General features: G+C 69.0%; 11 protein-coding genes and 2 pseudogenes. 3 read left to right on the plus strand and 10 right to left on the minus strand.

Annotated features, from left to right (window positions below):
* Position 1 precedes the first annotated feature (1 nt).
* The 5 genes and pseudogenes from topA to ACTIE5_RS00195 form a co-directional block, all read right to left on the minus strand.
* Positions 2–2770, minus strand: a complete 2769-nt coding sequence (gene topA / locus ACTIE5_RS00175; RefSeq protein ID WP_439547668.1) for a type I DNA topoisomerase — start codon at positions 2768–2770, stop codon at positions 2–4.
* Between the two features lie 38 nt (positions 2771–2808).
* Positions 2809–3930 carry a DNA-processing protein DprA gene (gene dprA / locus ACTIE5_RS00180; RefSeq protein ID WP_439547669.1) on the minus strand — a complete coding sequence of 374 codons (1122 nt, stop codon included), beginning with the start codon at positions 3928–3930 and terminating at the stop codon, positions 2809–2811.
* 66 nt (positions 3931–3996) lie between these two features.
* The gene (gene plsY / locus ACTIE5_RS00185; protein ID WP_439547670.1) at positions 3997–4590 is read right to left on the minus strand and encodes a glycerol-3-phosphate 1-O-acyltransferase PlsY; all 594 of its coding nucleotides are present in this window, start codon (positions 4588–4590) and stop codon (positions 3997–3999) included.
* Positions 4590–5864 (minus strand): dihydroorotase, encoded by a 1275-nt coding sequence (locus ACTIE5_RS00190; RefSeq protein ID WP_439547671.1) that lies wholly within the window; start codon positions 5862–5864, stop codon positions 4590–4592. The genes plsY and ACTIE5_RS00190 overlap by 1 nt, the downstream gene beginning before the upstream one ends.
* Positions 5865–5979: 115 nt before the next feature.
* Positions 5980–6238, minus strand: a pseudogene (locus ACTIE5_RS00195) (transposase); the annotation flags it as partial.
* A 578-nt stretch (positions 6239–6816) separates the two neighbouring features.
* Here ACTIE5_RS00195 and ACTIE5_RS00200 point away from each other — a divergent pair.
* From ACTIE5_RS00200 to ACTIE5_RS00210, 3 genes and pseudogenes are all read left to right on the plus strand, one after another.
* A complete protein-coding gene (locus ACTIE5_RS00200; RefSeq protein WP_439547672.1) occupies positions 6817–7524 on the plus strand; it encodes a response regulator transcription factor in 708 nt (235 codons plus the stop codon).
* A gap of 412 nt (positions 7525–7936) precedes the next feature.
* Positions 7937–9808 (plus strand): hypothetical protein, encoded by a 1872-nt coding sequence (locus ACTIE5_RS00205; protein WP_439547673.1) that lies wholly within the window; start codon positions 7937–7939, stop codon positions 9806–9808.
* Between the two features lie 293 nt (positions 9809–10101).
* Positions 10102–10314 (plus strand): annotated as a pseudogene (locus tag ACTIE5_RS00210) (integrase core domain-containing protein); the annotation flags it as partial.
* Here the strand turns inward: ACTIE5_RS00210 and ACTIE5_RS00215 are convergent.
* The 5 genes from ACTIE5_RS00215 to ruvX form a co-directional block, all read right to left on the minus strand.
* Entirely contained in the window at positions 10311–10760 is a 450-nt protein-coding gene (locus ACTIE5_RS00215; protein ID WP_439547674.1) for a hypothetical protein, read from the minus strand. The pseudogene ACTIE5_RS00210 and the gene ACTIE5_RS00215 sit on opposite strands and share 4 nt — an antisense overlap.
* Positions 10761–10826: 66 nt before the next feature.
* On the minus strand, positions 10827–11303 hold the full coding sequence (locus ACTIE5_RS00220) for a hypothetical protein (protein ID WP_439547675.1): 477 nt from the start codon (positions 11301–11303) through the stop codon (positions 10827–10829).
* Positions 11300–11857: a hypothetical protein gene (locus ACTIE5_RS00225; protein ID WP_439547676.1), complete on the minus strand. Its 558-nt coding sequence runs from the start codon at positions 11855–11857 to the stop codon at positions 11300–11302. The genes ACTIE5_RS00220 and ACTIE5_RS00225 overlap by 4 nt, the downstream gene beginning before the upstream one ends.
* 177 nt (positions 11858–12034) lie before the next feature.
* On the minus strand, positions 12035–12973 hold the full coding sequence (locus tag ACTIE5_RS00230) for an aspartate carbamoyltransferase catalytic subunit (RefSeq protein WP_439547677.1): 939 nt from the start codon (positions 12971–12973) through the stop codon (positions 12035–12037).
* Positions 12974–13000: 27 nt separating this feature from the next.
* On the minus strand, positions 13001–13468 hold the full coding sequence (gene ruvX / locus ACTIE5_RS00235; protein WP_439547678.1) for a Holliday junction resolvase RuvX: 468 nt from the start codon (positions 13466–13468) through the stop codon (positions 13001–13003).
* Positions 13469–13503: the final 35 nt, after the last annotated feature.

Raw genomic sequence — 13503 nt, forward strand, 5'->3', positions numbered from 1 at the left:
CTCAGCCGGCCTTCCGGGCGGCCGGCTTCTTCGTCGTGGTCGCGGGTTTCTTCGCCGCCGGCTTCTTTGCCGCTGGCTTCTTGGCGGCCGCGGCCTTGGGCGCTGCCGGCTTCTTGGCGGGCGCCTTCTTCACGGGGGCTTCGCCGTCGGCGGCCGGTGCCTTGGCGGCGGCGGCCTTCTTCGGCGCGGCCTTCGTCTTCCCCTTGGCGCCCTTGCCACCCTTGGGCGGCAAATCCTTGCCCTTCTCCGCCAGCAGCTTCACGGCGTCTTCCAGCGTGACCGTGTCGAAATCCATGGATTTCGGCAGGGACGCCACGCGGCTGCTATGCATGGCGAAGGGGCCGAAGCGCCCGCGCCGCACTTCCACCACGCCGCCGCTGGGATGGTCGCCCAGCCCCCGGCCGCGCGGCTTCACATCGGCCAGCAGCGCCACGGCGCGGTTGAGCCCGACCACCAGCACATCATCATCCGCGTCCAGCGACTTGAAGAGCTGCCCCATCTTCAGATACGGCCCGAAGCGGCCGATGGCGGCGGTGATCTCCTCCGTCGTCTCCGGATGCACGCCGACGATGCGGGGCAGCGACAGCAGCGCGAGCGCGCGGTCGAGCGTCAGCCCCTCCGGGTCCATGCCCTTGGCCAGGCTGGCGCGGCGGGGTTTTACCTTTTTCCCCTTCGCGTCCTCGGTTTCCTCGCCGAGCTGGACGTAAAGGCCGTAGGGCCCGCGCTTCAGCTGCACGCGCTGGCCGGAGACGGGATCGACGCCCAGTTCGCGCGCACCCTCGTTGAAGCTGGCGGCGCCATCGGCCTCCGCACCCGGAGCGACCAGGGGGCGGGTGTAGCGGCACTCCGGGTAGTTGTTGCAGCCGATGAAGGCGCCGGTGCGGCCGAGGCGCAGGCCGAGACGACCGCCGGAACAGGCCGGGCAGGCGCGCGGGTCCGTGCCGTCCGTGCGGGCGGGGAAGAAGTGCGGGCCCAGATCCTCGTCCAGCGCATCGATCACGTCGCTGATCGTGAGTTCGCTGGTCGAGGAGATGGCCTTGGAGAAATCCTCCCAGAAGGCGTGCATCACGGCGCGCCAATCGGCACGGCCGCCGGAGATGTCGTCCAGCTTCTCCTCGAGCCCCGCGGTGAAGCCGGTATCGACGTAGCGTTCGAAGAAGGCGACGAGGAAGGCCGTCACGAGCCGGCCGCGGTCCTCCGGGATGAAGCGGCGCTTGTCGAGGCGCACATATTCCCGGTCCTGCAGCACCTGCAGGATGGAGGCGTAGGTGGAGGGGCGGCCGATGCCGAGTTCCTCCAGCCGCTTCACCAGCGTCGCTTCGCTGAATCGCGGCGGGGGCTGGGTGAAATGCTGGTTGGCGGCGACGGGGCCGTTCTTCAGGCCATCCTTCTCCCGCATCGGGGGCAGGATCTTGCTGTCCTCGTCTTCCGTCGCGGCGGTGCCGATGCCGGCGCGGGCGTCCGCGGCGCGGTCATCCTCGTCTTCCCGGTACAGGCGCAGGAAGCCGTCGAAGGCGATGACGGAGCCGTTGGCGCGGAGCCGCGTGCGGCCGGACTGGTCGGCGATGTCCACCGCGGTCTGGTCGATCTCGGCCGATTGCATCTGGGAGGCGACGGCGCGTTTCCAGACCAGCTCATAGAGCTTGCGCTGGCGGTCATCGAGGAAGCGGGCCACCTGGTCCGGCGTGCGGGTCACGTCCGTGGGCCGGATGGCCTCATGCGCTTCCTGGGCGTTCTTGGCCTTCGAGGAATATTCGCGCGGCGCGCCGGGGACGTAGCTGTCGCCGAAGGTTTCCTTGACGTGGTCGCGGATGGCGAAGATCGCCTCCCGCGCCATCTGCACGCCGTCCGTCCGCATATAGGTGATGAGGCCGACGGTCTCGCCGCCGATATCGACACCTTCATAGAGCTGCTGGGCCACGCGCATCGCGGCCTGGGCGCCCATGCCCAGCTTTCGGCTGGCCTCCATCTGGAGCGTGGAGGTGGTGAAGGGGGCGGGCGGGTTGCGCTTCGTGCGCTTCTTCTCGATGGCGGCGACGGTGAACTTGCCGGCCTCGACCGCCGCCTTGGCCGCCATGGCCAGGGCCTCGTTCGGCAGGTCGAACTGTTCGAGCCGCTTGCCCTCATGGTGGGTCAGGCGGGCGGTGAACTTGGCGCCGACGGGCGTCGCGAACTGGGCTTCCACCGTCCAGTATTCGCGGGCGCGGAAGGCCTCGATCTCGGCTTCCCGTTCGCAGATCAGGCGGAGCGCGACCGACTGCACGCGGCCGGCGGAGCGGCTGCCGGGCAGCTTGCGCCACAGGACCGGCGAGAGGTTGAAGCCGACGAGGTAGTCGAGCGCCCGGCGGGCCAGGTAGGCGTCGATCAGCGGCACGTCGAGCTGGCGGGGGTTCGCCACCGCGTGCTGGACGGCGCGCTTGGTGATCTCGTTGAAGGTGATGCGCTTGACGTCGATGCCCTTCAGGGCGCCGCGGCGGGCCAGCATGTCCTGGACATGCCAGGAAATGGCCTCCCCTTCGCGATCCGGGTCGGTGGCCAGGAACAGGCGGCGCGCGCCCTTCAGCGCCTTGGCGATGGCGCCGACCTGGCGCTCGCCGCGCTCATCGGCCTCCCAATCCATGGCGAAGTCTTCCTCCGGCCGGACGGACCCGTCCTTCGGCGGCAGGTCGCGGACATGGCCGAAGGAGGCGAGGACCGTGAAGTCCGAGCCGAGATACTTGTTGATGGTCTTCGCCTTGGCAGGGCTTTCGACCACGAGGACGTCGGGCATGTTCTGTCGATCTGCTTTCGCGCGCTTGTCGGCAAGGCCTAGGAAAGGGACCGTGCGACCCGGTTTCCGGGCAGGGTTTCCACCAGCCCGGACAACTCCAGGTCAAGCAGGATCGCCTGCACGGACGGGGCGGATAGCTGGCAGCGGCGGACCAGATCGTCAACGGCTACCGGCTGGGTGCCAATCAATTCAAGCACTTTAGTGGGGTCACCGGGGGGTGCCGGGGGCTCCGCACGGTGTTCAGCAAGCTGTTCCACCCGCGCGCGAGGGGCGAAAAGCGGCAGGTCCCTGGGGCTTTCCGGGAGGAATTGCAGCACATCCTCCGCCGTTTCGGTGAGGTGGGCGCCCTGGCGGATCAGGTCGTTGCCCCCCCTGGCGCGGGGGTCCAGCGGGTTGCCGGGGACGGCGAAGACCTCTCGCCCGGCCTCCAGCGCCAGGCGCGCGGTGATGAGGCTGCCGGATTTGGGGGCGGCTTCCACCACCACCACGCCCAGCACCAGGCCGGCGACGATCCGGTTGCGGCGGGGGAAATGGCGGGCGAGGGGGGCGGTGCCCAGCGGTGCCTCCGCCACCACCGCGCCGCCTTCGGCCACGATTCGGGCCTGGAGGGGGGCGTTCTCCGGCGGGTAGGGCTCATCGAGGCCGCCGGCGACGACGGCGATGGTGGCGCCCTTGGCGGCCAGCGCGCCTTCATGGGCCGCGGCGTCGATGCCCCGCGCCAGGCCGGAGGTGATGGTGAGGCCGGCCTGCGTCAGTTCGCCAGCCAGCTGTTCCGCCATGCGGCGCCCGGCGGCGGAGGCGGAGCGCGCGCCGACCAGGCCGATCTGGCGGGTCGATAGCAGGGCAGGGTTGCCCAGGACGGCCAGCGCGGGCGGCGCATCCTCCAGCAGGGCCAGCAAGGGCGGGTAGGCCGGCGTGCCAAGGAATAGGAAGCGGCCACCCAGCATGGTCAGCGCCGCCATCTCCCGCTCCGCCAGGGCTTCCGGGAAGGGCGTGAGGGCGCGTCCGCTGCGGGCGGCATGGGCCGGCAGGGCGGCAAGGGCGGCGCGCGCCGTGCCGTGGCGGGCGATCAGGCGGCGGAAGGTGGCGGGACCGATACCCTCCGTCCGGGCCAGGCGGAGGCAGGCGAGGTCTTCGGCAGGGGTGTGGGTGGCCGCCATCCTGTCGTCCAGGTTGATAGGCGGCCAGTGTGATCGCGCAGGGGGTGTGCGCGCAAGCGCGGCGGATCAGGCCTTCTTCGATCCGAAGCTGGATTTCGGCTCCGTCCCCGCCAGCAGGCGCTGGATGTTGGCCTTGTGCCGCCAGGTGATGAGGGCGGCGAGGCCGAGGGCGAAGAGGGCGAGCCTGGTGTCGCCGAAGGCGAAGGCGATGATGGGGGCGATGGCGCAGGTGGCCAGCGCGGCGGCGGAGGAAATGCGGGTGGCGAAGAACACCGCGGCCCAGGTGAGCACGGCGACGAGGCCGAGCCACCAGGCGGCGGCCAGCAGCACGCCGGCGCCGGTGGCGACGCCCTTGCCGCCCTTGAAGCCGAGCCAGACGGGGAAGGCGTGGCCCGCCATGGCGGCGAAGCCGGCGACGAGGGCCGCGTCCTCTCCCCAGGCCGCGCGGGCGATCAGCAGGGCGGCGACGCCCTTCAGCACGTCCAGCGCCAGGGTGGCGGCGGCCAGCTTCTTGTTGCCGGTGCGGAGCACATTGGTGGCGCCGATATTGCCCGACCCGATGGCGCGGATATCGCCGAGCCCCGCGGCGCGGGTCAGCAGCAGGCCATAGGGGACGGAGCCGAGGAGGTAGCCGAGGAGCGCGGCGAGGAGGAGCGACATCAGCCGAAGACCCTCCGCCCGGCCTTCCAGGTGCCGATGACGCGTCCTTCCAGGGCGCGGCCATCGAAGGGGGTGTTCTGCGCCTTGCCGGGCAGCTTGCCGGCTTCCACCCGCCACCCGCGCTCGGGCTGGAACAGCATGAGGTCGGCGGGCGCGCCCTTCGCCAATGTGCCGGTGGCCAGCTTCAGGAGGGCGGCGGGGCGGGCGGTGAGGAGGGCCAGGGCCTGGGGCAGGGTCAGGTCGCCGCCATGCACGCGCGCCAGGGTCACGGCGAGGAGCGTGGCAAGGCCGGCGCCACCGGGCTCGGCCTGGGCGAAGGGCAGGCGCTTGTCATCGGCATCGCGGGGCTGGTGGTCGGAGGCGATGGCATCGATGGTGCCGTCGCGGAGCGCGGCGACGACGGCGAGGCGATCGGCCTCGATCCGGAGCGGGGGCGAGAGCTTGGCGTAGGTGCGGTATTCCCCGATCGCCGTCTCGTTCAGGTCGAAATAGGGGGGGGCGGTGTCGCAGGTAACGGCCAGGCCCTCGGCCTTCGCGCTCCGGATCAGGTCCAGCGCGGCGGCGGTGCTGACATGGGCGAAGTGGACATGGCCCTTCGTCAGGCGGGCCAGGGCGATGTCGCGGGCGACCATCATGGATTCGGCCGCCGGCGGGATGCCGGGCAGGCCCATGCGGGTGGCGCGCTCGCCCTCCGTCGCGGCGCCATTGGCGGCGAGGGACGGGTCCTCGGGGTGCTGGATGATGAAGCTGCCGAAGGCGCGGGCGTAGGAGAGGGCGAGCCGCATGAGGCGCGCATTGCCGATGGCGCGGCGGCCATCGGTGAAGGCGATGGCGCCGGATTCCTTCAGCAGGCCGTATTCGGCGATGTCCTTGCCCTCGCAGCCCGCGGTGGCGGCGCCGTAGGGGAGGATGGTGAGGCTGCCCGTGAGTTCGCCACGGCGGATCAGGAACTGGACCAGCGCAGCATCGTCGATGGGCGGGTCGGTGTCCGGCAGGGCGCAGAGGGTGGTGATGCCGCCGGCGGCGGCGGCGAGGGCCGCGGAGGCGACGGTCTCGCGGTGTTCGAAGCCGGGCTCGCCGAGTGCGGCGCGCATGTCGATGATGCCGGGCGCCAGGATGGCGCCGCCGGCATCGATGATCGTGGCGCCATCCGGCACGCCGAGGTTGCCGCCGTGGTCGAGGATCGCGCCGTCCCGCACCAGCAGGCCGCCCGGGGCATCGAGGCCGGAGGCGGGGTCGATCAGGCGGGCATGGGTGATGAGGGTGTCGGCCATGGCGCGGTTATAGCGTGGCGGTGGAGTCCCGCCATCGGGCGTCGTGGCGTTCGAGGCGGGCGGTTTCGCCGGTCGGCCAGCCCCCCCATCCACCGCGCCATGCCCCAGCTTGACCATTCTGGCGGCGGAAGTCGCTGATGGTGCGCAAATCCGGCCGCTTCAGACCGGCAACCGCCATCACGTCCCGCCGGTCCTGGCAGGCCCGCGCAATTTGCCGGCTGGCCCTGCTCGCCCTTGCAGGCGCCGACGATCGCCGAAAGGTCCGAGGCCTCCCGCACACAATGCGCCAGATGGCCGGGCGGCACGAATTCATGCATCGGCGCCGGCAAAAGCCATGTCTGGTCCACGTTCCAGGGGCGGAAGGTCTTGCCCATACCCCACAGGGAATCAAAGCAAGGCAGGATCGGCTCGCAATGTCTCGGACAGGCTCCCAGGTGCTGGCGTCTGTGGGCGACGGCGGCGTTTTGATAGCGGCGGATCGGACGCATCGAGCCGACGCGATGGTGCCGGCTGTGATGATGGCGGAGCGGTGCCATCCGTCGGCGTGGAGCGACGCGGAGTGGCGGTGCCGAAGCTGCTGTTCACCTTGCCAAGCCGGATCCCAGGTCCCGGAGATCGTCACGGCGCGCCAGCGTGAAGGCCATCCTTCCATGGCGCCCGGTCGTGCTCCGGCTGGAGGGTGCTGCGCAATCTGCCGGACCAGCGGCGCCAGGCCGATGCGCCAGGGTCCCACCCCGGGGCCCATGCAGGCATGTGCCCGGTGTCCGCCGCCGCCACCAGGACGGCGTGGACCACATGAATGCGCACGCCACACGGCAATGAACACAGCAGGCGTCGCATGTTGCCGCATGGAGAAGAGTCATCCCCAGTTTTGTGGAGACGGGCAGCGCGCGCCTATTGAGGGCCTGGTCGCCATGATAGGTGCGATGCATCGCATCTGTAGTAAAATTGTATGTCTGCCTTGTTCCACAGCAGAATCGCCGTCGTCGAGGATCACGACGCTCTCAGGAAGTCGATCGTCGCTGCCCTGGACAGCCATGGCTTCCAGGCGTTCGGCGTTGATTGCGCGGAAGCGCTCGATGATGAGCACGGAGGTCGGGCTGTCGATGTGGTCATCATCGACGCCAAGCTGCCGGGCGAGGATGGGTTCAGTCTCAGCCGTCGGCTGAGAGAGGCTCATCCCGGACTCGGCATTGTCATCCTGACAGCCGGGAATGCGCTTGGCGATCGGCTCGCCAGCTACGAGGCGGGGGCCGACTTCTCACTCGGCAAGCCGGTTTCGGTGCAGGAACTCTGCGCCGTCGTCCGCTCACTCGGACGCCGCGTTGTCAGCGCGAATGCGGACAGCGTGTCGGCCGGGGACGAAGCATGCTTCACCCTCGAAGCCGTCTCGCGGCGGCTGGTCGGGCCGGGTGGAGAGCAGCGGCTTTCAGCGGCTGAGACGCTGCTGCTGACCGCGTTGGTCCGCTCCCGCGGGCACCGCCTGGAGAGTTGGCAACTCCTGCAACTCCTGGGGCAGGAAGATGCCACCAAGGAGGCTCTGGAAGTCCGCATGGCGAGGCTTCGGCGCAAGCTTGTGGGCGCAGGCGCCGGCCCGCACGCCATTCGCGCCGTGCGCGGGGTTGGATACTCCCTGACGGTGGAGATGATCGTCCTGTAGCGGCCCGCGGCGGGACGGGGCGGCGATGCCCCTGCGCAGGGTCACGTGGTGCTGCGACGCACCCTTCCCGGTGGATGGGGCCGGCCTCGTTCGCCTGCTGATCGATGACAGGCGTGAACAGCGCCAGGGGCCCTTTGCGGCGTGCCTGGCTGGTGGCTTTCTGTGCTGCCTCCTCCATCCAGCACGTCGGCAGGCATGGCATCCCGCGACGCCGGCGCGGGCTGCCGTGTTAGGCGCAGGCCGTCCTGTAGGGAACCTGCAAGGAAGCGCTGACGCGCTTTGATACGCTACTCCTGTACGGCGTCTGACCGCCTGCGCCTGGCGGTTTCGTGCGTTCGGCTGACGTCGCCGTCCGATTTTGCCTCCAGGCTTCCTTGTCCATGCGCACAGCGCGCTTCTGGGGTTGCAGTCCATGTTCATGCTGACACCGTTCGTACGCGGACAACGGGACAACACGATGTGGGGCACGAGCGGCGCGGACATCCTGGATGGCGGCGTTGGCAACGATACCCTCATGGGCGGCGCGGGCAATGACCGGCTGATCGGCGGTGCCGGCAACGACATATTCTCGCTCGAAGTCTCGCGGCTGGCGAATGGCTTCGATACCATCACCGACTACAACTACAGCACGGCGCCTGGCGCCGAGCAGGATGTACTGCAATTCTCGATCACGCCGGCCTGGGCGCTGGCGGCAATGCGGAATCACGCCGACTACGTCTCGGTCCGCACCGACAGTGCAGGTGGCTCTGTGCTGTGGATCGACAGTGACGGAACGGGCCGCGGACAGGCGCAATCCTACGCCCGGCTTGAGGGTGTGGTGTCTGGCGAACTCGTCCGGGTGCAATTCGGCGCCGGCGGGCCTGCCTTCACCCTCACCGTCCAGGACGGCGCGGGGCCCGTGTTCTCCGCCCAAGGGAGCTATACCTACACCTACCTGTCTGACCCGGGCCAGAGTGCCGCGCGCCAAGTTGCCACCGTCTCGGGGGCGACCGACAATGTCGGCGTGACGCAGTATCGCTTCGTCAGCAGCGACGGCTCGACCACCCACGGCGCGACCTCGGCGGACGGGTATTTCGCGATTTCCGCCGCTGGCGGGATCACGATAACGGCGGCTGGCGCGGCTTCCGGTGTGAACAACTTCTTGATCGGCAGCAACCAGAACAGCTACCACGTCCAGGCCGGTGACGCGGCCGGCAACTGGTCGCAGGTCCGGCAGATCACGCTCAGCGAGTTTCACGAGCTGAATGCGCCGACCTTCAGCATCGTCTCCGCGACACAGCTTTCGAGCGTCGTCTCGGGTGCGAGCACCGGCTACATCGATCCGAGTTCGCATACCCTGATAGCTTCGATCACCGACAGCGACGATGCCTTCGCCCGCGTTGATATCAGCGCCGCCTTCGGGGGCTTCCAGTTTGGCGGGACCAACTTCTCAGGTGCGAACGATTTCTACGTCTCCTCGAATGGCTTTGTGAGTTTCGGTGTTGGAAGCAGCAGCTTCAGCAGCGGCCTGTCCCTTGCCGCAGTCACCTTCGCGCCGATCATCTCGGTGATGCTCACGGATCTTTATCCCAGGGTAGGCGGCGACATCTACTATTCCGTCGATGACGCGACCGATACGGTGGTCATCACCTGGTCCTCTATTGAACCCTTTCCCAATGGAGCGGCTGCCGGCGCGGCGGGTCGCGGCATCTTCGGGACCGACACCAATGGCGATGGCAGGCTGACCAATGATCTGCAGCTCGTCATGGTCAATGTCGATCCTGCCAATGACGTCTGGTACTTCAGGATCCAGTACGGCCTCATCGAATACGGTTCTGCCAACAACGGCGGTAAGCCAGCGCTGGCCGGCTACAATTTGCCGGGGGTCGGCTACCAGCAGATCGACTTCAACAATATCTCCGCCTGGCTCGACTCCCAGAACCAGACGAATATCGGTTCCAACTCGAATACCGATGGTGTCTTCGCCTTCTTCATCGCTGGCGGCACGCCCGTGCAGGCTGCGGCGAACGCAGTCGCCGCTGGAACCAACTTCGTCACGATCCGCGCGCAGGACGATACTGCCGTCGCATCGGCGCGCCTGACCGGTGCCAATGCAGGCTTCTTCGACCTGGTCGACAACGGGGATGGCACCTATTCCATCAACGCGGACGCCACCCTGCAGCCTGGCTACGCGTACCAGACTGACGTCGACGACATCGCGGAAGTTGGTTTCGAGGCCGTCGACGTCTACGGAAACACCTCCACCTCCACCGTCCGGATCTACATGCCGGATACGCTGTTCTAGTTCACCTGTGTCACAGAGGGTCGACGCTGGATCAGGCGTTGGCAGCAGGGGCTTCGTGGCATGGCGCGGGCGATGCGCATGCGCGGGGTGGCGATGGAGTTCTGGACGTGGCGTTCAGGCCGGATCGGCGTCGCCTCGTGGTCGGTGATCTTCGGGAATGCCAGCTGCGTGGAGCGATGGCGTACCGGGTTCTGCTGTGGGGGGGGCGACGCATGCGTCGACCGCCCGTTCGGCGATGAGGAACCCGAAGGCGGCGCTGCAAAGGGCGGCGTGGTGGTGGAAGCCGACCCTAGACGCCCAGGACGAACGGCAAAGCCGAACGCTTCATACAGACCAGCATCCGCGCATGGGCCTATGCCACGCCCTTTCGAAGCTCGGATGAGCGAACCCGCGCCATGCGCCCCTGGCTGCACGATTATGACACCGCTCGCCCCCACTCCGCCCTGAAGGGAAAACCTCCCCTCAGTCGCATCGACAGGGACGACGTCCTTGGCAACGGCATCTAGGCGGCGACCTTCAGCGTGGGGGCCTCGGCCAGCGGCAGCGCATCCACGCCATTGCCCGTGCCGGTGTCGAAGCGGGCGGCGAGGTCGACGGCCTCCGCCGCCGTGCGCCCCAGCGCCATCGCGGCGAGGGCGAAGTCCCGGCCGGAGCCGATGGCGAAGAAGGGCTGCTCGATCCGCCAGCGGCTGTCGCGGCCATGGCACCAGCAGGTGCCGTCGGGCGTGATCTCCAGCACCGTGGCCCAGCGGTCTGTGTCCTGCTGGGGCGGGCGCGAACCTCCGCGATCAACCCAATCCAGCATCAGCATCCCCACGCCGATATCGCCGGAGAAGCCCAGCAGGCGGCCATCGGCGGTGCGTCGGAGCTTGCCGAGTTCATAGGCCATGCCGCCGGCATTGCCGCGGCGGTCGCCGGCCAGGATGCGGCCATCCCAGGCGATGGTGGTCATGCGGGGCCTCCGTGGAGAGGTCGGCAGTATCGATCACAGCGGCGTGAACAACAAGAATAATGTATTCTATTTATGCCTCGGTTTGGCGAGACCCCAGTGGAGCGTGCCGGCGACGAAGAGCCAGAGGAGGGCCAGCAACCAGAAGAACGGCAGGACGCCGAGACTCGCTCGCGCCTCGGTTCGGCCGTCGAGCGGCACCAGATGGGGGATGCGGTCAGGCGGTAGATGGACCTGGAGCCGGTCGCCCGGGCTCGGGACCTTGCCCCACATCCCGAGGCCGACCTCGCCCCGGTAGCGTTGGCCGGCTTCGATTGTGGCGGCGTTGCCGGCGGTATCGGTGACGATGAAGGCTATCTCGACCCGGCGCGGCTTGCCGAACTGGCGGCCGGTCCATTCCACCAGCACCTCGGACGGCTCGCCAGGGTGGGTGGAGGCCTGGCGCAGCACGACGCCAGTGGCAATGAGGGCGAGCACCAGGAAGGCGACGCCGCCCCACAGGAAGCGTCGCGTCAGTTCGCGCATCGTCAGGGCGGGCGGGGTCATGGCCGGGCGGGCGGGTTGCACAGGCGCCAGAGGCCAGCGCCGATCGTGGGCAGCAGGAACGCGAGCCACAGCAGGTCGATGACCGGCAGCGTCCGCTCCGCGAGCAGCCATTCGTCCGCGCCGCGCGCATCGACATAGGCGGGCAGCGTCTGCCCCGGCTGCGGCGCGCGAAAGCGGCGAGCGCCGAACCGGTAGGGCGCGTCGGGGTCGAGGGTCGGGCTGAACAGCAGGACCGGCGCCGGCGTGGCGATCCGGCGTCCGTCCGGTAGCGTGGCCTCGAGCGAGACGAGGAAGGGGAAGCCGCGCTTCGGCTCCCGGTCCCCGCCCGGGGCCACGCTGGTGACGGTGGCTTCGACCTTCGTCCAGGTCAGCGCGATCCAGCGTTCGCGCGTCAGTCGCGGGATATCGAAGGCGATCACCGCGAAGCCGACCGCGACCACGATCCAGACGAGCGCCTCCCGCCGCGTGGCCGGGACGAAGCGATTTCGGGCCTGGGCCGCCTGGCTGGCGCGGTCGAGCCATCGCAAGGCGGGCGGGTCGGGCCGTTCCGTCATGGCGGGTTGCGCAGGCGCCAGACGCTGGTGCCGATCATGAAGCTCGCGAACAGGCCAAGGATGATGGCGAGGCCGACCTTCATCATCCGCTCGATCGGCAGTAGGGTCCCGGCGCCTCCGTGACCGTGACGGGGCCGGAGAGGCGGAAGGCGTCGGATGGTGGCGGCTTGCCGTCGCTCACGCGTTCCGGCGAAGGCCCCGTGCCAGCACGTCCAGCACCGCCATGCGGACGGCGACGCCCATTTCGACCTGTTCACCGATCACGCTGCGGACGGGGTCGTCGGCGATGGCGCTGTCGATCTCGACGCCGCGATTCATGGGGCCGGGATGCATGACGATGGCGTCCGGCTTGGCATGGGCCAGCTTCTCGGCGTCCAGGCCGTAGAAGCGGAAGAATTCGCGGGCGCTGGGGACCAGGCCGCCGGTCATCCGTTCCTTCTGCAGGCGCAGCATCATGACGACGTCGGCATCGGCCAGGCCGGTCTTCATGGAATGATGGACCTCGACACCGAGCGCCGCGGCCTCCGCCGGGATCAGGGTGGGCGGGCCGACGATGCGGACGCGGCAGTTCATGGCGAGCAGCAAATGGATGTTGGAGCGCGCGACGCGGGAGTGGAGGACATCGCCGCAGATGGCGACCGTCAGCCCCTCCAGCGTGCCTTTCCGGCGGCGGATGGTCAGGGCATCCAGCAGGGCCTGGGTCGGGTGTTCATGGGTGCCGTCGCCGGCATTGATGACGGCGGCGTCCAGCTTCTGGGCCAGCAGCGCCGGGGCGCCGGACTGGCCGTGGCGGATGACCAGGAGGTCCGTCTTCATGGCGTTCAGGGTGGAGGCGGTGTCGAGCAGCGTCTCCCCCTTGTTCACGCTGCTGGTGGAGACGGACATGTTGACGATGTCCGCGCCCAGCCGCTTGCCCGCGAGTTCGAAGCTGGTGCGGGTGCGGGTGCTGTCCTCAAAGAACAGATTGATGAGTGTCCGGCCCTTGAGGAGGTCGCGCTGCGTCTTGCCCTGACGATTCAGCAGGGCGTAGTTCTCCGCGAGGTCGAGGAGGTCGGCGATGTAGGGGGGCTCGAGGCCCTCGATCGCGAGCAGGTGGCGGTGGGGGTAGGGGAACATGGGGACTCGCCGCTGGTTGGGGCGAAACTAGCCGGGGGGCACGCTCGCGTCCAAGGCCGACTGGAGCATCCAGGCGGCGGCGGCGGCATCCACGGCCTTGGCGCGCTTCGCGCGCGTCACATCGGCCTCGATCATCGCGCGGTTCACCGCCGCCGAGGACAGGCGTTCGTCCCAGAAGGCGACCGGCAGCCCGGCGGCATGGGCCAGGTCCCGGCCGAAATCCTTGGCCGCCTGGGCGGCGGGGCCGAAGCTGCCATCCATGGACAGCGGCAGGCCCACCACCAGGCCGCCGGCACCCTCCTTCGCCGCGATGGCGGCGATGTCGGCCGCGGTTTTCCCCAGCTTGCCGCGGGGCAGCGACCCGTAGGGGGAGGCCAGCATCAGCAGGACATCGGACAGCGCGAGCCCGATCGTCTTCGCCCCGGGGTCGATTCCGATCAGCCGGGAATGGCGGGGAAGCGCGGCACGAAGGTCGGCCATGTTGAAGATGGGCATGGCGGCCGTTATGGTCCGGCGCCTCGCTTTGGGCA

The sequence above is a fragment of the Falsiroseomonas sp. genome (assembly GCF_051859025.1).
Classification (GTDB): Bacteria; Pseudomonadota; Alphaproteobacteria; order Acetobacterales; family Acetobacteraceae; genus Falsiroseomonas.

Bases quoted from the DNA above. Each gene is read 5' to 3' on its own strand.
- plsY (WP_439547670.1), bottom strand. From the start codon at position 4,590: ATGTCGCTCCTCCTCGCCGCGCTCCTCGGCTACCTCCTCGGCTCCGTC.
- ACTIE5_RS00220 (WP_439547675.1), bottom strand. From the start codon at position 11,303: ATGACCCCGCCCGCCCTGACGATGCGCGAACTGACGCGACGCTTCCTG.
- ruvX (WP_439547678.1), bottom strand. From the start codon at position 13,468: ATGCCCATCTTCAACATGGCCGACCTTCGTGCCGCGCTTCCCCGCCAT.
- ACTIE5_RS00215 (WP_439547674.1), bottom strand. From the start codon at position 10,760: ATGACCACCATCGCCTGGGATGGCCGCATCCTGGCCGGCGACCGCCGC.
- ACTIE5_RS00225 (WP_439547676.1), bottom strand. From the start codon at position 11,857: ATGACGGAACGGCCCGACCCGCCCGCCTTGCGATGGCTCGACCGCGCC.
- ACTIE5_RS00230 (WP_439547677.1), bottom strand. From the start codon at position 12,973: ATGTTCCCCTACCCCCACCGCCACCTGCTCGCGATCGAGGGCCTCGAG.
- topA (WP_439547668.1), bottom strand. From the start codon at position 2,770: ATGCCCGACGTCCTCGTGGTCGAAAGCCCTGCCAAGGCGAAGACCATC.
- ACTIE5_RS00190 (WP_439547671.1), bottom strand. From the start codon at position 5,864: ATGGCCGACACCCTCATCACCCATGCCCGCCTGATCGACCCCGCCTCC.
- ACTIE5_RS00205 (WP_439547673.1), top strand. From the start codon at position 7,937: ATGTTCATGCTGACACCGTTCGTACGCGGACAACGGGACAACACGATG.
- ACTIE5_RS00200 (WP_439547672.1), top strand. From the start codon at position 6,817: ATGTCTGCCTTGTTCCACAGCAGAATCGCCGTCGTCGAGGATCACGAC.
- dprA (WP_439547669.1), bottom strand. From the start codon at position 3,930: ATGGCGGCCACCCACACCCCTGCCGAAGACCTCGCCTGCCTCCGCCTG.